Below are 21784 nucleotides of genomic sequence, written 5' to 3'. Positions count from 1 at the left end.
CATCCAGCCCACGTCCCTGGGCGCGTTGGTCGTGAGCGAGATGTGGCTCATGTATGGCGCGAAGTTCGCGCAGCAGTGGCAGGGACTGTCGGCGCGCGAGCTGAAAGATTCCTGGAATCAGAAGCTGGAGGGCCTGAATGAGGCGCAGGTGCGCCGCGGTCTGGTCGCCTGCCTGACCCAGGAATGGCCGCCGACCCTGCCGCAGTTCATCAAGCTTTGTTGTCCATGGACTGTGCCGGAAGTGGCGTTTCACGAGGCAGTGCGCGGCATGTCCGCCCGCAAGCGCGGCGAGACGGGCGTGTGGTCGCATCCGGCCGTGTACTGGACTGCGGTGGGTGTCAGCACGGTGGATCTGCTTGGCTGCACCTATGGCGCGATCAAGACGCGCTGGGAGAAAACCTTGAACGAAGAACTTGCAAAGGGCGCTTGGCCGGACATTCCGCCGCCACGCCTGGTGCTGCCGGCGCCTGGTCGCACCTTGGCAACGCGCGAGGAAGCGGAGGCGGCGCTCAGGAAGATGGGCGCGGACAACGTGCTGCGGCAGCGCGGACGTCCGCACCGAAGCTGGATCGAAAAATGGGAAGCGCGCATCGCGCGCGGCGATCACCCGAGCCGCGGCATTGCCGACATGCTCAGGCGCGCCAAGAGCGAAAGCGCGGAGGTGACCTATGACCTTCAGGGCAGGCCTTATGGGAAAGAATGCAAACAGTGCGAGGTGGATGATGAATAAATTGACGGGCGACGATTTGATGTGGAACTGGGCGCGATGGACCTGGTCCGGCGAAACCGTGGGCAACATGGCGGTCTATCTTTCCGAAGAGGAACACTACCGGCCCATCAATCTTCATCATGCGCAGGTCGTGCAAGACTTGCACGCCGCGCTGCCTTGGCACGAGCGGATGATCATCATCGCCGAGTATCCGCAGAAGAACGTGATGTTCGGTGAACTGAATAATCGCGAGCGCATTGCCAAGGCGCTCGACTGGATCGCCGACACCACCGGCGTGGCGCTCACCGAAATCGAATACAAGCTGTACCTCGGCCTGTTTCGTAGCCTGGTCGAAAGGAGGTTGGCATGAAGTACGCGCACGAGGTCATGGATTTGATGGCGTGCTATCCCGGCCGGTCGTTCCGCCTGATGGAGCTGGTCCGCCACGTATCGCACGGCCGCGACTTGTCGATCGCGGAAAAGACCCGTCTGCAACGCGGCATTCAGCGCGCCATGGATGCGCTGAAAGACACGGGCAGCGTGCTGATCCAGGAACCGCAGCAAGGCGGGCACGGACGCACCTATGCATGGCGTGTGACGGTAGCGTCACAAGAGCCCCTCCCATAGGTCACGCATTCGGTCACAATGGGGCCGGGGCATTGCGCCCAAAGGAAATGAAGCCTCGGCACACGCCGGGGCTTTTTCTTTTCAGGCGTGCACCCAGGTTTTTCGAGGTGTCCGCGCACGGCAGACAGCGTGTGACGCTACCGTCACAAGACCCCGCCCCTCCGGTCACGCAATCGATCACAATAGGTCCGGGACATTGCGCCCTGACGAATTGAAGCCCCGGCCCCGCCGGGGCTTTTTGCATTTATGGCTCCGGCGAAGCCGGGGCCTGCTGGTTTTCGGCGCGGCCATCGCGCGTGTTCCTCTTTGGTACGGATCTCTTGCATGAGCGTTCAGATAAGCATTACCGAGGCTGAGCTGGTCCACGACCTGATCACGTTCTTCGAGACACTGGTGGACTGCGACGTCGTTCGCGGCCTGCCCGGTCAGGTTCCCAGCCCGATGCGCGAATGCGTCGTCATTACACCGCTCGCGGCACAGGGACTCTCGTTGCCGACCGCGGTCTACGCCGATCCGGCCACCGCCACGGGGACGCTGTCCATCACCCAGGCCACGCAGTGGTCCGCTCGCATCGATAGCTATGGCGCGCGAGCCCACGATATGGCGCTGGCGCTGTCCATTGTCCTGTGCAGCGCCGTCGGCTGCGAGTTTCTTGGAACGCTGGGCCGGGCCCAGCCCCTGTCCGCGAGCGCGATGACGCAATTGCCCATCTCAAGCGCCGAAGGGCCGTTCTTCGAACGGTGGTCTTTCGACGCCTTTCTGCAGTTCAACCCCTTTATCACCGTGCCGCAGCAGTTCGCGGACCAACTCCACGTCGGCCTTATCGAAGTCGACACCACTTATCCTACGGGAGCTTAATGCTATGTCCATTCCCGCCAGTGAAATCGTCCAGGTCGTCCCGGGCGTGATCGCAGCAGGCGGATCGGCGCTCGACCTTAACGGCCTGATCCTGACCCACGATACGGCCGTACCCATCGGCGCCATCCAGAGTTTCGCGACCGCGCGCGATGTACAGCGCTTTTTCGGTCCGACCTCGACCGAGGCCAGCTTGGCCAACGTCTACTTCAATGGGTTCGACAACTCGACCCGCAAGCCGGGCAACCTGCTGTTCGCCCAGTACCCGGCAGCGGCGGTTTCCGCCTACCTGCGGGGTGGTTCCATGGCTACGTCGACGCTTGCCGACCTGCATACGCTGTCAGGCATCCTGACGGTGACCGTTGATGGTGTGGCCAAGACCTCCGGCAACATCGACCTGTCGACGGCAACGAGCTTCTCGAATGCCGCGGCGATCATCCAAGCGGCGTTCACGTCCCTGGACGCGACCTGCGCCTATGACGCGCAGCGCGCCGCGTTCGTGATCACCTCGGGCACCGAGGGCGCCACCAGCGCGATTTCCCATGGCAGCGGCACGATCGCGGCGGGCCTGAAGCTGACGCAGGCAACCGGAGCCGTGCTGTCGCAAGGCGCGGCGGCCGGCGTGCCGGCCGTGAACATGGGCCAGATCACCGACCTGGTCCAGAACTGGGCGGCATTCATGACGGCCTTCGAACCCGACACGGACGGCAAGGTGGCGTTCTCGGCGTGGACGAGCGCCCAGGGCGACCGCTACGCCTACGTCGGCTGGGATACAGACGTCACTGCGTCGCAGCAGGGCAATACGTCCAACTGGGCCGCCATCGTGAGCGCCAACGAATACTCGGGCTCCGTGCCGGTCTACCAGGACCCGCACCACGCGGCGTTCGTGTTGGGCGCCATCGCCTCGCTGGACTTCGCGCGCACGAACGGCCGGGCCACCCTGGCGTTCAAGGGCCAGGCCGGCCTGGCCTATTCCGTGACCGACGCCACGACGGCGCAGACGTTGATCGACAACGGCTACAACTTCTACGGCGACTACGCCACCAGCAACGACCGCTTCCGGTTTCTCTATCCGGGCCAGGTCAGCGGCAACTGGAAGTGGGTCGACACCTACGTCAATCAGATCTGGCTGAATGCCGCGTTCGAGCAGGCGCTGATGTCGTTGCTGACCCAGGTGAACGCCGTTCCCTACAACATCGACGGCTACACCATGATCGACGCGGCCTGCCTGGACCCCATCAACGCGGCGGTCAATTTCGGCGCCATCCGCGCGGGCGTCGCGCTGTCGAACCAGCAGAAATCCCAGGTCAACAGCATGGCCGGCGTGGACATTTCCGACACGCTCCAGACTCGCGGCTGGTATCTGCAGATCAAGGATGCGACGCCGCAAGTGCGCGAAGCGCGCGGCACGCCGCCCATGACGTTCTGGTACATGGACGGCGGTTCCGTCCAGAAAATCACCCTGGCCTCGTTGGCCATTCTCTAAGGATTCAACATGGCGACTTTGACCAGTGCCAATTCCGTTCTGATGCTTGCCGTCGGCGGGGTTTTTCCGGTTCCGCAGAAGATCGAGGGCTACGCGTCCGACACATCCTTCGCCTTCGCGGCGCACGAGCTTGCGCAGGTGAACATGGGCGTGGACGGCCGGCTGTCGGCCAGCTACGTGCCCAAGGCCACCGTCCAAACGATCACCTTGCAGCCCGACTCGGCGTCCATGCGCTTCTTCGAGATCTGGATGTCGGCGACCCGGACCGCTCGTGACGTCTTCTACGCCCACGGCACCCTCAGCATCCCGTCGATCGACCGGAAGTACACGCTGACCCGCGGCGTGCTGACGGTAGCGCCGGCGGCCCCGACTGCGGGCGCCATCCTCCAGTCCATGGCGTTCCAGATCACCTGGCAGAACGTCACCCCGGCGTTGGTGTGACATGGCGAGAAAGCAGATCGCCGTGACCATCGGCGCCGACGGGCGCGACAAGGGCAAGGTGTTCATCCTGACCGAACTCTCGGCCTACGAGGCCGAGGAGTGGGGCGGGCGCGCGTTGTTCGCGCTTATGAACGCCGGCGTGGAGATTCCGGACGACATCGCTCAGGCGGGTTTGGCGGGCGTGGCCGCCATGGGGTTGAACGCCATCGCCAAGCTGTCTTTCGATAGCGCCAAGCCCCTGCTCGACAAGATGATGGACTGCGTGCAGATCCAGCCGAGTCCGGACGTGACGCGGGGGCTCGTTCCCAGCGACATCGAGGAAGTGGCGACCCTGCTTACGCTGCGCAAGAAAATCCTGGGCATGCACCTGGATTTTTTCATGGCCGCCACCCCATCGACTTCGGGCTCCAGGTCCCCCGTGGCGGCCCGCGCCTGATCCATTACGCCAATGTGCCTCGCAACATTGGCGTGGTGATCTCCCGGCACCCGGGCCTGCTGCACGACCTGCAATCCGTCCTGGGTACCGAAGACCTGTACAACCTGCTTGAAGTGATTGCGGTGGACGCACACAACAGGCGTGTCCTAACCGAACCGAGGTAGTTGCATGGCCACTCTTATCGACGCCTTGGCCGTCACGCTGAACTGGAACGCCGGGGTTTTCTCTCAAAAGGCAGAGTCCGCCTGGCAGGCGTTTGCGCAAGCGGCCCGTGAACCGGGCCGTGCCTTCCGATCCATGGAGGCCGGCGCCAAAGGGGTAATCGCGATCCTGGGCAGGTTCCGCAGCGATGCACGCGCGCTGTGGAACTTTGCCGCTGCGGGTCCTGGCCTTGGCTTGCAAGATCACGTGCCGATCGAGGCGTCCCACGCCGTGGCGCTGACGCCGGGCGGCCTGGCCGTAACTGTGCCGTTGCCCGTCGATCAACCGGCGGTGCTTGCAAACGCGTTCATGCCGGCCGGTGAAGTCGCAACCCGTCCCAAGGAAGGTGACGGTATGCTCGCGGCGGCCTCAGGCGCGGCCGCATATCCTCACCGGCGCGGCGGGGCATGGGTAGCAAACCTGGCCCGGGATGGCGACGGGGCGGACCAGCCGGCTCCCCTGGGCACAGCAATCGCGAATCAGCGCGAAGACCGGTGGCAGGATGCACTGCTGGCGCTGGGTTCGTTGAAGATCCTGTCTTCGACGAAGGCGGTCGCAGGCGTCGCGTCCGCGCTTCAGGCGGTCTGCGCATCGCGTGCGCAAGCGGGTGTTGACCCGTTGTCGCCAGGCGCCGCGCCACCCCTGCACGGACGCGCGGTGGCGGCCATTGCCTTACACGCCTTGAGCCATGATGCGCAATCCGTCGGCTCGCCGGCGGTTTCGCGCGGGCAGACGTCCGGACGCGTTGCCCGTTCAACCGGGGCGGACACGCCGGAACCTGGTTCGAAGGGCGGTTTGGACATCGCGCATGACGCCGGTGAGTGGACGCCTACGCGGGCAGCCGATTTCAAGCGGGCATTTGGCGTGGATGTTTCCCAGTCGACGCCGGAGCAGCAGCTTGGCTTCGTTGACTGGGAGTCGCGGGGCGCGGCGCAACCCGCCGGCGATGCACAGGTGGGCGGTACGACGTCGCAGCCGATCGACGTGGCGTTGCGCCGCTTGCTGGGCGTCGAGCCGCCAGTGGTTGAAATGCGTGACGTGCGACAGCGGACTGCCGCCACCGCGCCCTTTTACCCGGCGCTGACCCGGGATGCGCGCGAGCAGGGCGGCGCGGCCGCAGTGGTAACGGCCATGGCGGCGCAGGCCGGCACGTCTCAAACGGCTGGCGCGACGACGCCGGCGCGAAACACGTCCGAAACCCATATCCACGGGGCCATCACGCTGGTGACGCAGGGGATGGACGGCGCGGCTATTGCGCGTGATCTCGCGGGCTTGGGACATAGCCAGCGTCTTGTCCAGCAAGGCAATACGGGGATTTTCTGATGCCATTCATTCCTTATCCCGATGTCCCGGCGGCACCGGGCGTGCCTGCGGTATTCCGGGCGGAGAACGATTCTTCGCGCCCCGCGCAGGAACGCTCTACGCTTGGGCGCCTGGTCGAATCGATTTTCGGGGTTCCCCAGTGGGGCCTCTATCGTTCGCTGCGGCGGCCCGCGCTCGTCTTCGACACGTTCTTGGGCATCACCTTCAAGCATGAAACCGAAGTAGCCCAAGCCAAAGTGGAGAAGGGCGAAGTCTCTCCTTTCAACAAGACCGAAAAAGCGTGGGAAGTGATCGTCAGGTTGGCGCATTCCGGTTACGAGGCCTCGCGCAGCGCCATGCTGGAAGATCTGGAACGCATGGTCCGCGGCACTGAGCTTTACTCGATCGTCACGCCCGAGATCACCTACCCCTCGGTCACGCTCGCGACCTACACCTACGAGCGGGGCGAGAAGAATGGGGCCAGCATGTTGGTGGTTGCGTTGACCCTCAAATTGGTTCGGGAGCTGCCCGATGCCAAGGGTTCGAAGACCCAGGAGCCCAGCGGCGCCGCGCAACAGAGCAACGGGCAGGTGCAGCCGACCAGCCAGGTCGCCCGGTCCGGTCGGCCTCAGAACGGCACAGGCGAGAGGGGGCGCGCGCAATGAAGTGGATTCCGCTACATCCGGTTCCGTCGCAGACGCTTAGCGTCGTGCTGTCTGGACAGAACTGTCAGATCTCCGTCTATCAGAAGTCGACGGGGCTCTACCTGGACCTCAAGGTCGACGACGCACCGGTCGTCACGGCGGTGTTGTGCCATGACCGGGTGCGACTCGTGCGGTCCGCCTATCTGGGCTTTGTCGGGGACCTGGCTTTCGAGGACACCCAAGGACAGGCCGACCCGCAATACGACAGCCTGGGATCGCGCTTTGTCCTGTCGTACCTGGAGCCGTTCGAGCCATGACATTCACCAAGCGCCGGATAGACGTGACCTTCAGCCTGGGTAAGGGCCGGTACGGAGACCAGCAGGGTCCGGACGTGACGCTCAGGGGCCATCGCGTGTCTGCGGAGATTCCGATGCACGCGTCGGGCGACCGGCCTCAACTACTTCTGACGGTGTACGGACTGGACCAGGAGACGATGAACAGGCTGACGACGATCGGGCCCGTCATGGAGGAGCGCCGGGGGTTGAACCTCGTTCGCGTGCATGCCGGCAGCGATGTGGAGGCGCCCTGCGTGGCCTACGAGGGCGAAATCGTCAATGCGTGGGCGGACTACGGCATGGCGCCCGACAGCGTATTGACCGTCATGGCGCAGGTCGCGGGCGCCAAGGAGGTGAAGCCCGCACACCCCAGGTCGTATCCGGGCGCCACGCCCGCTCAGGAAGTCATGCGGGAAATCGCCACAGCGATGGGCTACACCTTTGAAGGCCGCGGCGTGAACACCGTCCTGGCCAATCCCTATTTTTCCGGAACGGATATGGACCAATTACGCAGTTGCGCCCAGGCGGCCCGGATCAGCCACACGATCGATCGGGGCGTGCTTGCGATCTGGCCCGCTGACGGCTTCAGGCAAGGCGACCCCATTGCGGTGTCGCCCGAGACCGGGCTTATCGGGTATCCCGCCTTCACCGGCAGCGGCCTCGCCCTGAAGACGCTCTACAACCCGGATCTTGCGCTTGGTAAGCGAGTGCGGGTCTCCAGCGCCATTCACGCAGCCCAGGGCGAATGGACGATCGTGAGCCTGGCCCACCAGCTGGAAGCAGACGTGCCGCGGGGTGTCTGGCAGTCCGTGGCGGTATGTAAAAGGAATCTTGATGGCTGAGCAATTCGGATACGCGGGCCTCGCGCAAGCAGGTCAAGGCGACAGCGAGTTCGGCGCACTGCAGTTCCTGATCAACCAGGCGCTGGCGCGTATCGCCACGGCGACGCTCGTCAAGGTGGTGTCGGTGACGAATTCCGGTGGACGGTCGCCGGTGGGTTTCGTGGACGTGCAGCCGCTCGTGAACCAGCTCGATGGCGCCGGAAATGCGGTTCCGCATGGTGTGCTGCATCGCTTGCCCTACTTCCGCCTGCAGGGCGGATCGGATGCCATCATCCTGGACCCGAAAGCCGGAGATATCGGGATGGCGGCCTTCGCGAATCGGGACATCTCGCTGGTGAAAGCCTCGCGGGGGCAAAGCAATCCGGGGTCATGGCGCTCGCACGACATGGCGGACGGGTTGTATCTCGGCGGCCTGCTCAACGGAACACCGGTGCAATACGTGCAGTTCACGCAGACAGGCATCCACGTGGTGTCGCCATCGAAGGTGACCGTGACGGCGCCGGACATCGAGATGAACGCCAGCACGCAATGCGCGTTGAACGCGCCTCGGATCGTACTGAACGGGACGGTTCAACAAGGCGCCGGATCGTTCGGCGGTACGTCGACCTGGCAGGGCGACATGAATACGCAGGGCACTTTGCGCAACAACGGCAGGGACGTGGGCAGCACGCACACGCATCCCGGCGTGCAAAGCGGACCATCCAACACGGGGACGCCAAATTGAACACACTACTGCTAGACCGAAGCGCCTGGGACCTGGTTCTGGACGCGTCCGGAAACATCGCGATGGCATCCCACCCTTATGCCGTCGCGCAGGACGTGGCCAGCGCCATCAAATTGTTCCAGGGCGAACTGTTCTACAACACTGCGCTGGGCTTGCCGTACTGGGATGAGTTCCTGGGCCACCGGCCGCCGCTGGCGCTGGCCCGCGAGCATGTCCAACGGGCGGCCCTGACTGTCCCGGACGTGGTGCGCGCGGTGTGCACGCTGACTTCCATCACCGATCGTGCCCTGGCGGGCTACGTCGATATCACTTTGCAGGACGGAACGACGCAGTCCGTCAGCTTCTGAGGAAACCATGCCGAATATCTCTCAAGTGCCGCGCGTGCAATTCATGCCGGAAGGGCTGGTGCTGCCCGACGAATCCGCCATTCTGGCCGGTGTCCTGTCGGACATGGACGCCGCATTCGGCGGCGGACTGAATCTGGCGCTGGAATCGCCGCAGGGCCAGCTCGCCTCCAGTACGACCGCCATCATCGGCGACAAGAACAACGAATTCGCGGCGTACGTGAATCAGGTCGATCCGGCGTTCGCCGCGGACCGGATGCAGGACGCCATCGGGCGGATCTACTTTCTGGACCGCAAGCCTGGCACGCCTACCGCCGTCATTGCGACCTGCAATGGGCTGGCCGGCGTGACGATCCCGGTGGGCGCGCGGGCGCAGACGGTGGATGGAAGGCTTTACCTCTGCACCCGCGCGGGGACCATTCCACCCAGCGGCAGCATCGATCTTCCCTTTGCCTGCACGGTCGATGGGCCGGTGGATTGCGCGCCCGGCGCGTTGAACCAGATCTACCAAGCCATTCCCGGCTGGGATTCGGTGTCGAATGCCGACGCAGGCACGCCGGGCAGCGACGTGGAGAGCCGCGCGGAATTCGAAGCGCGCAGGCGTCAGTCGGTGGCGCTGAACGCCAGCGGCTCGCTGCCCGCGATCTACGCGAACGTGGCGAACGTAGAGGGCGTGATCGACGCCTATGTGACGGAGAATGACATGTCCGTGCCCAGGACAATCGGAGGGGTGACGCTGGGACCGCACTCGATCTGGGTGGCCGTTGCAGGTGGTCAGGCCGCGGATATCGCCGATGCGATCTGGCGCAAAAAAAGCAATGGCAGCGACTACAACGGCAACACGTCATACACGATCGAGGACAGGCAAGGGTATTCCTATCCCTACCCCTCGTACGTCGTGAAGTGGGAAACGCCGGCTGCGTTGCCCGTGCTGTTTGAGGTGAAGCTGGCAGACAACCCGGCACTGCCTTCGGACATCGTTGCCTTGACCCGGCAGGCGATCATCGACGCCTTCAGTGGCGCGGATGGCGGGCAACGGGCGCGCATCGGCTCCACCATCTATGCAAGCCGGTTTTACGCGGCCATCTCGGCCCTCAGTCCCTCGGTCTCCATCCTGTCGCTGCTGCTGGGGCCTGCGTCGCCGACGGCTGCCAGCCTGACGGTGCCCATCAACCGCCGGCCCACGGTCACTGCCGGCGATATTGCGGTGACGTTGCTATGAACGTCGTGCCCAAGCCGGGCCTGGCCTCCCGGACCCTCATCAGCCAGTACGCCAACAGCCCGACGCTCGTCCAGTTGATCAACAACATGGACGACTACATCAACCCGCAGACGGATTTCGATGCGTTCTACCGCTACGTCTGGAACGTGGAGACCGCGCAGGGGTTCGGGCTGGACATCTGGGGCAGGATTGTCGACGTCGGGCGGATGCTGACAGTTCCCGGAGACGTGACCTACCTGGGTTTTGACGAAGCCCTGGATGGGCAGCCGTTCAACCAGGCGCCGTTCTATACGGGAGAGCAGTCCACGCAGACGTACCGGCTTGCCGATGATGCCTACCGCAAGCTGATCCTGGTCAAGGCGCTGGCCAACATCTCGGATTGCACCTCGCCCAGCCTGAACCAGCTGCTGTCAAACCTCTTCGCCGGGCGCGGGCGGTGCTACGTGTCGGACACGGGACATATGGAGTTCCGCTATGTGTTCGAGTTTGCGCTGGCCCCCTACGAAATCGCCATCCTCACCCAATCCGGTGCCATTCCCAAACCGGCGGCGGTACATGCGCATGTCCTGCAGGTCGATCTTTCCACCACGTTCGGTTTCAACGAGGCGCTGATGCAGCCGTTTGGCTCGGGCGTCTATTTCACTTCTTCGGGGCTTATCAATGCAAGCTAGCAACGCACCTCTCAAATCGGCCGTCCCGTTTGCGGACAGCGGCAACAAGAATGCCATTCCGGTGGCCTCGCAGATCGGCGTAACGCCGGGCGCGGCGTCGTTTACAGACGGCTTTCCACCCTTGACCATGACGCCGCTGGCGGCGGGCGGCGTGCCGCCTTATGGGGCGGATTTCAATGGGATTTTGAATTTTCTCAGTGCGGCAGCGAGGTGGCAGCAGGCCGGGGGGGCGTATCCCTACGACGCCGCGTTCAGTACGGCCATCGGTGGGTATCCCCAGGGTGCGATGCTGAAAAAATCGCTGGGGGAGGGCTATTGGCTGAATCTGGCCGAGAACAACAGCACGGATCCGGATTCGGGTGGTGCGAACTGGATTGCCCTGCCGGCGGGAATCGCATCCACTGCCGAAGTAGAAGCGGGCACGGACGACACCAAGGCGGTGACGCCGAGAAAACTCCGGTTTGGCGTGACGATGTCCTTGGGCGTGAACGGCTACCTGGCGTTGCCGTCCTGGCTGGGCGGCGTGATTCTGCAGTGGGGACGCGGCACTATCAACATGAAGACGGCGACGGATGGCTATTACGTCGGATCGGCGTCGGTATCGTATCCGCTAGCCTTTCCCAACGCAGCCTGGGTCGTGATCCCACAAATCCAGAACTCGCCAAACGCTATGGATAGCCTAAGCGTCGCGAACTTTTCGAACACGTCGCTGGAGGTGGTCGGCAGCACGAGCGCCGAATCCGCGCAGTCGCCCCTGTTCTATTACATCGCGATAGGAAAGTGATATGACCGAAACCTTCTTTGCCACGTCATCGAACGCGCAACCCTACGATCCGGCGTTTCCGTATGTATTTGATGACGTTGCGCGCGCGTAACACGCATTTGCGCTACAGAGCCGCTACCTTGAGGCCGGGTCCTGGCCCGAATGCGGGCTGTCGATCCCGAAAGAGACGGCGCCGACGTACATGAGCGATGCTGCCCGGGATGAGAAATTCACCATCCAATCCGGCGAAATATTTCCGATCGTGGACGTACCGCCGCATCGCTCGCGTCGACCGGACCTACGTCGCGAACTGCCGTCATCACGTGGCCGCCTAAGGCGGTCTTTACTTTATCTGCGGGGACGCAATTGAACGTTCAAGATTTCGACGCCCTTGCCGCTAAGTTCGCCGGCGTGCTGGGCGCAGTTGTGTCCATGCGCTACCTGCAAGGATCTTGGCCCGCGCGGCTAAGCATGGCGGGCAGCGGCTCGTTGGTGGCCTATTATGCGGCGCCTTATCTCTCGCTGATGCTCGGCATCCCGGAGGGCTTGGCCGGATTCCTCACCGGGATGTTTGGCATGGCGATCGTCTCGCGCGCTTGGGAAGCCGTGCAGGCGTTGCCCGTGGGAGCCTTGTGGCAGGCCGCAATCGACCGAGTGCGCGGTAAGGGGGCGTGACATGTACAACAATGTCATCTTCGCGCGCTTCATGGGCTTGCCCGCCTGCTACGTGGCCGCTCAGACGGCCAAACATACATGGAGCCCAGAGTAATGAGCCAGTTTCAGCTTTCACAGCGCAGCTTGACGCGCTTGATCGGTGTGCATCCCGATCTGGTCGCCGTCGTGAAGCGGGCGATTCAGCGCACGGCTGTGGATTTCACGGTGGTGGAAGGCTTGCGTACGCTGGCGCAGCAGCGCGAATACGTCAGGAAAGGAGCCAGCCAAACCATGGCCAGCCACCACCTGCCGCAGGCCCATGGGTTGGGTCATGCCGTCGACTTGGCGCCGCTCGTGGGCGGTGCGATTCCCTGGAACAACTGGCAGGCGTTTGCCGACCTGGCCTCGGTGGTCAAGGCCTGCGCCGGCGAGCTAGGCGTCCCGGTGGAGTGGGGCGGGGACTGGAAATCGTTCAAGGACGGGCCGCACTTCCAGATCCCGCGCGATTGGAAGGGACGCGCATGACCGTCGCCGCCCTCAAGACATTGGCCGGCTGGAAGGGATACGCGGTCGCTGGCGTGGCTGGTGCGGCAGTATTGGGCGCCGCCGGCGCGGGCGTCGCCTGGTATGGGCACCTCCAGCGAGAAGCTGGCCGGGCTGAATGCCAGGAGGCCCACCGCGTGGCAGACTTACAAGAGTTCAAATCCGAAGCTGAGCGCCTGACCGGGCTGTCCGGCGACCTGCAGGCCCGCATCGATCAGCTTGCAGCCACGCGGCCCCAGGTCATCGAGAGGTATACCCATGAGATTGTTCAGCGTCCTTTGCCTGCTGACTGCGTGCGTGACCCTGGCAGGGTGCGCGCAACCAACGACGCCATCGACGCGGCCAACGCTGCCCGTCAACCTCAGCGCGCCGTGCCCGCCGATCGCGCGCGTTGATTCTCCATCCTGGGATGACTTGGCGCAGGCGCATGCCGCGCTGGCATTCCAGTACGCGGAGTGCGCAGCCCGCCACGAGGCAGTGATGAACGCATGGCGCCACCCCTAAGCTTCTGGCCGGTGCGTCTCACCGTGGCGCGTCCCCGAGGTTCGTGACCGTTCGCAACCTAGGGCATTCAACCAGAACGGCATTTCAGTTCCGCCGTCCGGTGCCGTTATCTGAATATAACGATGCCTTGTTGGAGCGCAAGTAGATGAACCACATGGAAAATTTGACCGGCGCCGATTGGGCGCTGTTTGGGCTGGCGCTTCTGTTGCTGGCCCCTCCCGTGGTGGTGCTCGTTTTTCTGAACGACGCCGACGCTGCTTCGTTTTTCACTTCCTCGGACGGACGGGCTTACTTTCTTTCCTATTGCTCGTTCTGGCTTGCCGCCATGGCGGGGTTGACCGCGGGCCGCGGGGTCGTCCGACATCAGCGGGGTACACCCAAAGCAGAGCTGGCCATCGCGTCGATTCAGGATTACATCGAAAGCGGCATGTTGCTGGTCAGTTCCGCCTGCGCGCTTGCGCTGACGGCGCATGATGACCTGCTGCCGCATCGCACCTTTTTGAATCTGCTGATTGCATACCCAATCGTGTATGCCGGCTATCTGCTGTTCCTGAAGACCTGGGAAAAGCGGCGCCTCAAAGGGAAAAAGGCCGTTTCATTGCCATCAGCCGGACTCCGCAATGGAAGGCGAGCATTCTTGGTTTTTGCTTCGGTCGTGGCTGTTCTGGTCTGGGTCATGGACCGCTCTTCCTTCCTGAGGCTGATTGGGTAAGTGCACGGTCAAAACAACAGCCAGACGATCACCGTGCCCCAGGTCGTGATCAGAATATGTCCGAAGGCCACTGTGCCGGAATAGCCGATGACCGCGACGGGGCTATCGGATTTTTCTTGCACCGCGGCAAGGCCGGCGGTCATGGTTTGCACGCCGGCCAATGCGCCCAACAATAAAAGCGGCTCAAGCTTCAACAAATATCGTCCCACCAGCAAGCCAACGAACAAGGGCACCAACGTCACGACGATGCCCGCCAGAAAGATCGTCAGTCCAACTTCTTTCAGCGCGTCGACGAAAAGAGGCCCTGCCTTCAATCCGATCATGGCGACGAAACCGGCCAGCCCGATCGACTTCATGAATTCCAGGGAAGCGTGGGATATTCGGCCGAATAACGGCTTGCCAGCATTGCGCCAGCCGACCAAAAGGCCCAGCACCAATGTTCCGACGCTGCTTCCGATGGCGATCGGCATGCCGCCGATGGGCAATACGAGCGAGGTGCCAATCACCGCGCCAAGAAAGACGCCGAAGCCCAGCGCGACGAAATCGGTGGAATCTGCTTCCTGCACCACGCTTCCCACAAGCGCCGCCACGCGCTCCACCGCCGTTTCCGGGCCAACGATGGTCAGGACATCGCCGCGTTGGAGCACGGTGCCGGGGCCAATCGGGATCTTTTCACTTCCGCGCCGGATATCTCGCAGGAATACGCCTCGCACTTCCTCGGCGCGATCAGCGATTTGAGCGACCGTTTTACCAACAAACTCTCGCTTGGACAGCACGACATCAAACATGGCGCTTGGAACGTCGAGCAGCTCTCGATCGGCTTGTTCGATGGCATTACGATCCAGCACTCTGAGAAGGACTTCGCTTTTGCCGGAGACGGCGATGACGTCGCCCGCGAGCAGGCGGGTTTCGGGTGTAGAGACAAGCAGACTGCCGTTACGTCTGATTCGCTCTATGAACAGCCGCTCCGGCGCGAAAAGCGACTCGGCCTGAGCAACCGATTTTCCGACGATCGCGTGATGGTCCTGGACCAGATACGCGCGCAGGTCGAATCGTCTCCATGCGGAGGTCACGCCGACTTTCTCGCGTTCGATGCCATAGACCTGTTCAAGCCTCGCGCCTTCCGCTTTCAAGTCAATGCGCAACAGCTTTGGTCCCAGGCTCGAGCAGAACCAGATGACGCCGAACGTACCGAAGATGTAGCACAGCGCGTCGGCCACGGCGATTTGGCTGATAAGGCGATTTTGTTCGTCGACGCTGATGGGCAGGTGCCGGATCGCTTCGCTGCCCGTTCCGATGACCGGAGATTCGGTCAGCCCGCCTGAGATGAGGCCCACCGCATAGCCGATCTCGAGCTTCAACAAGGTGGCAAGCACCCACGCAGTAGCCAACCCCGCAACCGGCACGACGACGCCCAGCACCGCCCATCGCCACCCGCCGTCCTTCATTCCTCGGAAGAAGCTTGGGCCCACGGAGTATCCGATTCCGAACATGAATAGCAGGAACAGCACCTGTTTTGCGGTATCGGATATCGGAACTTGAACGAAGTATCCGATCAGCAGCCCGGCCAGCAACGATCCCGTTACAGGTCCAAAGCCGACGCCGCGAATCTTGAATGCCCCCACCCAATAGCCGATCCCGATGGCAAGGAAAACCGCCAGTTCCGGGTTGCGCTGCAGCAAGTTGCTAAAGAAGTCCATGGCATTTGTCTCCCCGAAAGAGGAAGCTCCGGCGCTTCGAGCAGGTCCGGCTCCGAGCCGGCGCCGCGCTTTGATTTTGATTGTGCAGATCGCAGCGATTTGCGTCCCGATCAGTTTCAGACATGGGCCGTTGGGTATGTTGACCAATGTCAATTTCGTTGATGCGGGCTGCTCTACTCTGGCGCTGCACATCCGCGCTGCGCGGGCGTCGCATTAGATTTCCGAACCTGCATGACTCAGTGCTTTCCACCCAGGAACAGTCAAGGAGAGAATCATGAGTTGGTTTGTGGACACGCTTAAAGCCTATCCGGAAATCGCCATCTTCCTGGCGCTGGGCTTCGGCTACTGGATAGGCGGCAAAAGCTTCAAGGGCTTCAGTCTGGGCGCCGTGACCTCGACGCTGCTTGTCGCGATCGTCATCGGCATACTGGGCGTCAAGATATCCCCCAACGTGAAGTCGGTCTTCTTCCTGATGTTCCTGTTTGCGGTGGGATACGGGGTGGGCCCGCAATTCGTGCGCGGCATCGCCAAGGATGGACTACCCCAGGCGATTTTTGCCGTCGTCATGGCGCTGTTGTCCCTGGGCGCGGCCGTCGTTGCCGCGATCCTTGCAGGTTACGACCTGGGTTCCGCGGCAGGCCTGTTCGCGGGGTCGCAGACCATCTCCGCGTCCATGGGGCTGGCGACCGATGCGATCGGACGCCTTGGCCGCTCGCCCGAGGATACCCAGGCGTTGCTGGACTCCATGCCGATCGCCTACGCGGTCACGTACATCTTCGGCACCGTGGGTTCGGCGATCATCCTGGCACAGATCGGGCCGAAGCTTCTTGGCATCGACCTGGTGGCCGCCTGCAAGGCCTACGAGGTGAAACTGGGCGCCGGGCAGGGCGGGGCGGACGCGACCAATTGGTACGAGTTCGACGTCCGGGCCTATTCGGTGGCACAGAACAGCCCATTCATCGGCAGGACCGTCAGCGAGATCGAGGCCGGCGTGCAACCCGGATTCCGCGCGTTTGTCGAACGGATCCGGCGGGGCGGAAAGATCATCGAGGCAGATCCGGCAACGGTCATCGAGGCGGGGGACGTGGTCGCGATCGGCGGCAAGCGCAACCAGATGATCGAACGGCTTGGCCCCAGCGGGCGCGAAGTCGAGGACGCCGAGCTGCTCGACATCAAGACCGAGGGTGTCGATATCTACATCTCGAACAAGAGTGTGGATGGCAAGCCGCTGGAAGAACTGGCGCATTGGCCGGGAGCCCGTGGCGTGTTCCTGAAAAAGATCCGGCGCGGTCCGACCGAGACGGTGATACCCATCCTGCCAAAGACCCAGTTGTTCCGGGGCGACGTCATCACCGTCGTCGGCCGCACGCAGGACATCAATGCCACCGCCAAGAATCTCGGATACGTTGACCGGCCGACCACGGTGACGGATGTTGCGTTCATGTCCTTGGCCATCACGATCGGCGCGCTTGTCGGCGCCGTCGTGATCAACGTCAGCGGCATCCCGCTCACGCTCTCCACGGCGGGCGGTGCGCTGATTGCCGGCATCGTCTTCGGGTGGTTCCGCGCCATCCATCCCACGTTTGGCCGCATTCCCGAGCCCACGCTGTGGTTCATGAACTCCGTCGGGCTCAATGTTTTCATCGCCGTGGTGGGTATCTCGGCTGGGCCGGGCTTTGTCGCCGGGCTGCAGAAGTTGGGCATCAGCCTCTTCCTGTGGGGCATATTTGCGACCGCCGTTCCGCTCGTGCTGGGGATGCTGGTCGCCAAGTTCATTTTTCGCTTCGACCCGGCCCTGATTCTGGGCATCTGCGCCGGAGCGCGCACCACCACCGCGGCGCTCGGCATGGTCTGCGAGGCCGCGAAAAGCCAGGTTCCCGGCTTGGGATACACGGTGACCTACGCTGTCGGCAATACCCTGCTGACGATCTGGGGCATGGTGGTGATCATGATTCTTTCGTAACGACGCCCACGCGCCTCGGCTGGCTGTCTGCCGGGGCTTACGCCAGCCATCTGGGGACTGCCATGACATCCGAAACGAACGATCAGCACCAACTTGACCACCTGCTCTCGAACTCGGCCGCGCGCCTGGACCGGTGGCGCGACCTGAATGCCAAGGCGCAGGCCTGGGCCGCCGAGGTCCGGTGCGCCAGGACCGGCGCGGGCGCGGGACCCGTGCAGGAAGCGCTGGCGGACCTGCTCCCGATGGAGAGCTACTTCGCGTACCCGGGCGTGCGGTTGCTGCATGCGCTGGACGAGCGGATCGCGGACGGGGACGGCATGGGCGCGGCGCGTCTCATCCTGCGCATGAGCAACTCCCTGCTATCGGGCAGTTATCGCTACGACGAGAGCGAATGGCAGGCGACAGAGGAATTCTCCGGCGAAGGGCCCGACCGCACCCCGCCCGGTCTGGCGGGAAGCCACTCCAGCCGGCCGTACTTCGAGGCGCTGTTCGTGAGCCCGGCGCCCGCCGCCCGCGCAGCGGCGATCACCCGAGAAATCCGCGAGCTGCGGCGGCACGACGACCCCCTGATCTACGAGCCCGTCCTGGTCGGAAGCGTCGAAGATGCCTTGCTAGCCACGATTCTCAACGGCAAGCTGGAGGCCGTCGTCATCTATGACGGCATCCCCATCCCGTCCAAGCACGATGCCCCGCTGCTGCGGGATTTTCTGAGCGTCTACGAGCACCTGGACATGACGGTCGACGCGCCGCGCGAGATCGGGGTGCGGCTGGCCCACATGATCGCCCGCATCCGGCCTGAGCTCGACATTTACCTGCTCACCGATAGGAACGTGGAACAACTGGCGGGCGACCCCAGCGCCTCGGCGATCCGCCGCGTCTTCTATGAGGTCGAAGAGCCCATGGAGGTGCACCTGAACATCCTGGAGGGCGTGCGTGATCGGCAATCCACGCCCCACTTCGATAATCTCAAGCAGTATGCCGCCAAGCCGATCAGCACCTTTCACGCGTTGCCCATCGCGCGGGGCAAGTCGATCATCAAGTCAAACTGGATTCGCGACTTCGGCGAATTCTATGGGTTGAACCTCTTCCTGGCGGAGACGTCCGCCACGACAGGCGGCCTGGACAGCATGCTGGAGCCCACGGGCAACATCAAGGTCGCCCAGGAGAAGTTCGCGCGTGCGGTCGGCGCGGACCACGTGTTCTTCGTGACCAATGGCACGTCCACGTCGAACAAGATGGTCTACCAGGCGGTGACCAAACCGGGCGACATCGTGATCGTGGACCGCAACTGCCACAAGTCGCACCACTACGGGATGGTTCTGTCGGGCGCGCAGCCGCTCTATGTGGAAGCCTTTCCGATGACGGAGTATTCGATGTATGGCGCGGTTCCGCTGCGCACGGTCAAAGAGGCGCTGCTGGCGCTGAAGTCGGCGGGGCGCCTGGACAAGGTGGCCATGGTCACGCTGACGAACTGCACCTTCGACGGGCACATCTACAACACCCAGCGCGTCATGGCCGAGTGCCTGGCCATCAAGCCCGACCTGATTTTCCTGTGGGACGAGGCGTGGTTCGGTTTTGCCCGCTGGTCCCCATTCTTGCGCATGCGCACGGCGATGGGCGCCGCGGCCGCGCTGCAGGCATGGCGCGACGACCCCAAGGCGCTCGAGGCCTGGCAGGCACAGTGCCGCGAACTTGGCGAGGATCTGGACCCCCAGGACCCGCGGCTGCTGGATCGCGTTCTGGTTCCCGATCCGCGGGCCATGCGCGTACGCGTCTACGAGACGGATTCGGTGCACAAATCGATGTCGAGCCTAAGGCAGGGATCGATCATCGCCGTGCGCGATGAAGACTACGAGCACCATGTCTCGGCATTCCACGAAGCGGTCTTCATCCATGCATCGACCTCGCCCAATGCGCAGATTATTGCCTCGCTGGATGTGGCTCGCCGTCAGATGGAGCTGGAGGGCTACGAGCTCGTCATGCGCGCCATCGAGGTCGCCCTGGCCATCCGCCGCGAGGTCGCGAATCATCCCCTGATTTCGCGCTACTTCAGCGTGCTGGGGGCCGACAAGATGATCCCCGAGGAATTTCGCGCATCGGGCTTTGCCGACTATCTGGCGCCGGGCACGAACTGGCTGACCGCCGTGAAGTCGTTCAAGGAAGACGAGTTCTGCCTGGACCCGACCCGCCTGACGCTGGTGTGCGGCACGGCGGGATACGACGGCACCACGTTCAAGAACCTGCTGGCTTCCCGCTACAACATCCAACTCAACAAGACCTCGCGCAACAGCGTCTTGCTTCAGAGCAATATCAACAACACACGCAGTGACGTCGCGATGCTTATCAAGGTGCTGCTGGAGATCTCCGAGGAAATCGAATCAGGATTCAAGGAAAGCGGCGAAGCGGGCAGGGCAGAATTCGCCGAAAAAGTCAGGAGCCTGATGGAAGATGTGCCCAGCCTTCCCAACTTCAGCCGCTTTCATGACGGCTATCGAGATGACCCGCGCAGCCCCACGCAGGAAGGCAACATGCGAGACGCCTTCTTCGCGGCCTACAACGAAGCGGACTGCGAATATCTGCCGCTGTCCAGTCAAGACATTGACAAGCGCCTTGAGGCGGGCCCCCCGCTGGTGTCAGCGAATTTCGTCATCCCGTATCCGCCGGGCTTCCCGATCATGGTGCCAGGACAGATCATCGACGCGCACACCATTGAGTTCATGCGCAAGCTCGATGTCAAAGAGATTCATGGCTACAACGGGGCGCGCGGAATCAAGTTGATAAAGCCGTCGGTCTTCAAAGGCGCGGAGAGAAACAGAGCATGAGCAGATTCTTCGTGACGCTGTTCAAGACGCTTTTTGCAGGAAGGCGGCACATTGACGCTGCGTTCGGCCTTGCCCTGATCATGGCGGCCGGGTTGTTTCTTCAAGGGTGCACCGCGACGCCCGCCCGGCTATCGGCGGTGCCGCATGGATTGGTCGACAAGGTAGAAGTCCCCGGAATGCCTGGCGTGCGCTATCTGGTTGTGGCCGACTCGCCGAAAGTCGTTCAGGCAGCCTACGAGTCGTTGAAAAGGGAACAGGATTATCTTGCGAGGCAGGGGTATTCGGGCAAGCTGGGGCCAGCGGTATTCCTTGCGATTTCTGGTGGTGGCGACAACGGGGCGTTTGCTGCGGGGTTGTTGAACGCATGGACGGAAACAGGCACGAGACCGGAGTTCAAGCTTGTGACCGGCATCAGCACGGGTGCGCTGATTGCCCCTTTTGCTTTTGTCGGCAAGAAATATGATGCGACGCTGAAGGAAGTCTATACAACGACCTCGCCAGATGACGTGATGGTCAAGCGCAGCTTGCTCGGCGGCGTGTTGAGCGACGCAATGGCAGACAACCGCCCGCTCCTGGCCCTGACCCGAAAGCTCGTGACCCAGGAATTCCTCGAGGAGATCGCCGCTGAGCACGCCAAGGGGCGCATGCTGTTGATCGGCACCACTGATCTCGATACCGGCCGTGGCGTTATCTGGGATATGGGCAAGATTGCCACTTACGGGGGGCCTGCGGCATTGGACTTGTTCGTAAAGGTCATGGTCGCCTCGACGTCGATTCCGGGCGCTTTTCCTCCCATGATGATTGACGTGGAAGCCGGTGGACGACGCTACCAGGAGATGCACGTTGATGGCGGTGTCGTGGCGCAAGTCTTTGCCTATCCGGTGACCCTGCGCTTGGCTGAGGAGGCGACGCTGCGTGGCGCCAACCGCGAGCGGGAGCTCTATATCATCCGCAACGCGCGGCTGGACGCGGACTGGATTCAGGTGCAGCGCGCCACAATGAGCATTGCGGCGCGCGCGGTCGCGTCCATGATTCAAAGCCAGGGTATCGGCGATCTTTACCGCATCTACACGACGGCGCACCGCGATGGCGTCCAGTTCAACCTTGCGTTCATTCCATCGAGCTTTCGGGCGCCTCATCGAGAGGAGTTCGACACGGAGTACATGCGATCGCTGTACGACACCGCCTATGACATGGCGTTGAAGGGCTTCCCGTGGACCCATGTGCCGCCGGGTTTCGCCTTGCCGACCGTTGATTCACCCGGCAAATAGATCGCGGGCAGCG

General features: G+C 62.9%; 26 protein-coding genes. 25 read left to right on the top strand and 1 reads right to left on the bottom strand.

All coding sequences use genetic code 11. The features are described 5' to 3' along the window. Window positions 1-40: 40 nt before the first annotated feature. The 22 genes from HV786_RS08965 to HV786_RS08865 all read left to right on the top strand — a co-directional run bounded on the left by HV786_RS08965 (window position 41) and on the right by HV786_RS08865 (window position 14015). Window positions 41-730 carry a hypothetical protein gene (locus HV786_RS08965; protein WP_254599470.1) on the top strand — a complete coding sequence of 230 codons (690 nt, stop codon included), beginning with the start codon at window positions 41-43 and terminating at the stop codon, window positions 728-730. Then, the gene (locus HV786_RS08960) at window positions 720-1079 is read left to right on the top strand and encodes a hypothetical protein (RefSeq protein ID WP_338076532.1); all 360 of its coding nucleotides are present in this window, start codon (window positions 720-722) and stop codon (window positions 1077-1079) included. Before HV786_RS08965 ends, HV786_RS08960 begins: the two co-directional genes overlap by 11 nt. After that, window positions 1076-1336: a hypothetical protein gene (locus HV786_RS08955; RefSeq protein WP_128828801.1), complete on the top strand. Its 261-nt coding sequence runs from the start codon at window positions 1076-1078 to the stop codon at window positions 1334-1336. The genes HV786_RS08960 and HV786_RS08955 overlap by 4 nt, the downstream gene beginning before the upstream one ends. Window positions 1337-1660: 324 nt before the next feature. Further along, window positions 1661-2194 carry a phage neck terminator protein gene (locus tag HV786_RS08950; RefSeq protein WP_128828800.1) on the top strand — a complete coding sequence of 178 codons (534 nt, stop codon included), beginning with the start codon at window positions 1661-1663 and terminating at the stop codon, window positions 2192-2194. 4 nt (window positions 2195-2198) lie between these two features. Continuing rightward, entirely contained in the window at window positions 2199-3677 is a 1479-nt protein-coding gene (locus HV786_RS08945; RefSeq protein WP_128828799.1) for a DUF3383 domain-containing protein, read from the top strand. Window positions 3678-3686: 9 nt separating this feature from the next. Next, the gene (locus tag HV786_RS08940; protein WP_128828798.1) at window positions 3687-4118 is read left to right on the top strand and encodes a phage tail fiber protein; all 432 of its coding nucleotides are present in this window, start codon (window positions 3687-3689) and stop codon (window positions 4116-4118) included. A gap of 1 nt (window position 4119) precedes the next feature. Continuing rightward, on the top strand, window positions 4120-4554 hold the full coding sequence (locus HV786_RS08935) for a hypothetical protein (protein ID WP_128828797.1): 435 nt from the start codon (window positions 4120-4122) through the stop codon (window positions 4552-4554). Window positions 4555-4568: 14 nt separating this feature from the next. Beyond that, a complete protein-coding gene (locus HV786_RS08930) occupies window positions 4569-4718 on the top strand; it encodes a transcription elongation factor GreA (protein ID WP_217284686.1) in 150 nt (49 codons plus the stop codon). Between the two features lie 4 nt (window positions 4719-4722). Further along, on the top strand, window positions 4723-6078 hold the full coding sequence (locus tag HV786_RS08925; protein ID WP_128828795.1) for a serine/threonine-protein kinase: 1356 nt from the start codon (window positions 4723-4725) through the stop codon (window positions 6076-6078). Beyond that, window positions 6078-6722, top strand: coding sequence for a hypothetical protein (locus HV786_RS08920; protein WP_128828794.1), 645 nt, complete (start codon window positions 6078-6080; stop codon window positions 6720-6722). The genes HV786_RS08925 and HV786_RS08920 overlap by 1 nt, the downstream gene beginning before the upstream one ends. After that, window positions 6719-7018 (top strand): phage baseplate plug family protein, encoded by a 300-nt coding sequence (locus HV786_RS08915; RefSeq protein ID WP_128828793.1) that lies wholly within the window; start codon window positions 6719-6721, stop codon window positions 7016-7018. Before HV786_RS08920 ends, HV786_RS08915 begins: the two co-directional genes overlap by 4 nt. Continuing rightward, window positions 7015-7878 carry a baseplate hub protein gene (locus HV786_RS08910; protein ID WP_128828792.1) on the top strand — a complete coding sequence of 288 codons (864 nt, stop codon included), beginning with the start codon at window positions 7015-7017 and terminating at the stop codon, window positions 7876-7878. The genes HV786_RS08915 and HV786_RS08910 overlap by 4 nt, the downstream gene beginning before the upstream one ends. Further along, window positions 7871-8602 carry a Gp138 family membrane-puncturing spike protein gene (locus HV786_RS08905; protein WP_128828791.1) on the top strand — a complete coding sequence of 244 codons (732 nt, stop codon included), beginning with the start codon at window positions 7871-7873 and terminating at the stop codon, window positions 8600-8602. The genes HV786_RS08910 and HV786_RS08905 overlap by 8 nt, the downstream gene beginning before the upstream one ends. A gap of 62 nt (window positions 8603-8664) precedes the next feature. Next, complete coding sequence (locus HV786_RS08900; protein WP_252870203.1) at window positions 8665-8949, top strand: hypothetical protein; 285 nt, start codon at window positions 8665-8667, stop codon at window positions 8947-8949. Between the two features lie 7 nt (window positions 8950-8956). Next, window positions 8957-10168, top strand: coding sequence for a baseplate J/gp47 family protein (locus tag HV786_RS08895; protein WP_128828789.1), 1212 nt, complete (start codon window positions 8957-8959; stop codon window positions 10166-10168). Then, the gene (locus HV786_RS08890) at window positions 10165-10839 is read left to right on the top strand and encodes a DUF2612 domain-containing protein (protein WP_128828788.1); all 675 of its coding nucleotides are present in this window, start codon (window positions 10165-10167) and stop codon (window positions 10837-10839) included. The genes HV786_RS08895 and HV786_RS08890 overlap by 4 nt, the downstream gene beginning before the upstream one ends. Further along, window positions 10829-11623: a gp53-like domain-containing protein gene (locus HV786_RS08885; RefSeq protein WP_128828787.1), complete on the top strand. Its 795-nt coding sequence runs from the start codon at window positions 10829-10831 to the stop codon at window positions 11621-11623. Before HV786_RS08890 ends, HV786_RS08885 begins: the two co-directional genes overlap by 11 nt. A 345-nt stretch (window positions 11624-11968) precedes the next feature. Beyond that, window positions 11969-12277, top strand: a complete 309-nt coding sequence (locus tag HV786_RS08880) for a hypothetical protein (protein WP_128828786.1) — start codon at window positions 11969-11971, stop codon at window positions 12275-12277. A gap of 93 nt (window positions 12278-12370) precedes the next feature. Continuing rightward, the gene (locus HV786_RS08875; protein WP_128828785.1) at window positions 12371-12781 is read left to right on the top strand and encodes a M15 family metallopeptidase; all 411 of its coding nucleotides are present in this window, start codon (window positions 12371-12373) and stop codon (window positions 12779-12781) included. Further along, a complete protein-coding gene (locus HV786_RS08870) occupies window positions 12778-13194 on the top strand; it encodes a hypothetical protein (protein ID WP_158216705.1) in 417 nt (138 codons plus the stop codon). Before HV786_RS08875 ends, HV786_RS08870 begins: the two co-directional genes overlap by 4 nt. Further along, window positions 13097-13303, top strand: coding sequence for an Rz1-like lysis system protein LysC (gene lysC / locus HV786_RS27575; RefSeq protein ID WP_420809634.1), 207 nt, complete (start codon window positions 13097-13099; stop codon window positions 13301-13303). Before HV786_RS08870 ends, lysC begins: the two co-directional genes overlap by 98 nt. A 145-nt stretch (window positions 13304-13448) precedes the next feature. Continuing rightward, a complete protein-coding gene (locus HV786_RS08865) occupies window positions 13449-14015 on the top strand; it encodes a hypothetical protein (protein ID WP_128828783.1) in 567 nt (188 codons plus the stop codon). A gap of 8 nt (window positions 14016-14023) precedes the next feature. Here HV786_RS08865 and aspT (HV786_RS08860) read toward each other — a convergent pair whose 3' ends face one another. Then, window positions 14024-15715 (bottom strand): aspartate-alanine antiporter, encoded by a 1692-nt coding sequence (gene aspT, locus HV786_RS08860; protein WP_128828782.1) that lies wholly within the window; start codon window positions 15713-15715, stop codon window positions 14024-14026. A gap of 274 nt (window positions 15716-15989) precedes the next feature. Between aspT (HV786_RS08860) and aspT (HV786_RS08855) the strand changes: the two genes are divergently transcribed. The 3 genes from aspT (HV786_RS08855) to HV786_RS08845 all read left to right on the top strand — a co-directional run bounded on the left by aspT (HV786_RS08855) (window position 15990) and on the right by HV786_RS08845 (window position 21771). After that, on the top strand, window positions 15990-17678 hold the full coding sequence (gene aspT, locus HV786_RS08855) for an aspartate-alanine antiporter (RefSeq protein ID WP_128828781.1): 1689 nt from the start codon (window positions 15990-15992) through the stop codon (window positions 17676-17678). A 62-nt stretch (window positions 17679-17740) separates the two neighbouring features. Then, window positions 17741-20500, top strand: coding sequence for an aminotransferase class I/II-fold pyridoxal phosphate-dependent enzyme (locus tag HV786_RS08850; RefSeq protein ID WP_128828780.1), 2760 nt, complete (start codon window positions 17741-17743; stop codon window positions 20498-20500). Then, window positions 20497-21771, top strand: coding sequence for a patatin-like phospholipase family protein (locus HV786_RS08845; RefSeq protein WP_175210564.1), 1275 nt, complete (start codon window positions 20497-20499; stop codon window positions 21769-21771). The genes HV786_RS08850 and HV786_RS08845 overlap by 4 nt, the downstream gene beginning before the upstream one ends. Window positions 21772-21784: the final 13 nt, after the last annotated feature.

It is taken from the genome of Achromobacter mucicolens (assembly GCF_902859725.1).
Lineage (GTDB): Bacteria > Pseudomonadota > Gammaproteobacteria > Burkholderiales > Burkholderiaceae_B > Achromobacter > Achromobacter mucicolens.
The sequence above is the reverse complement of the archived record's forward strand: the minus strand, read 5'-3'. Positions and strand labels throughout refer to the sequence as shown.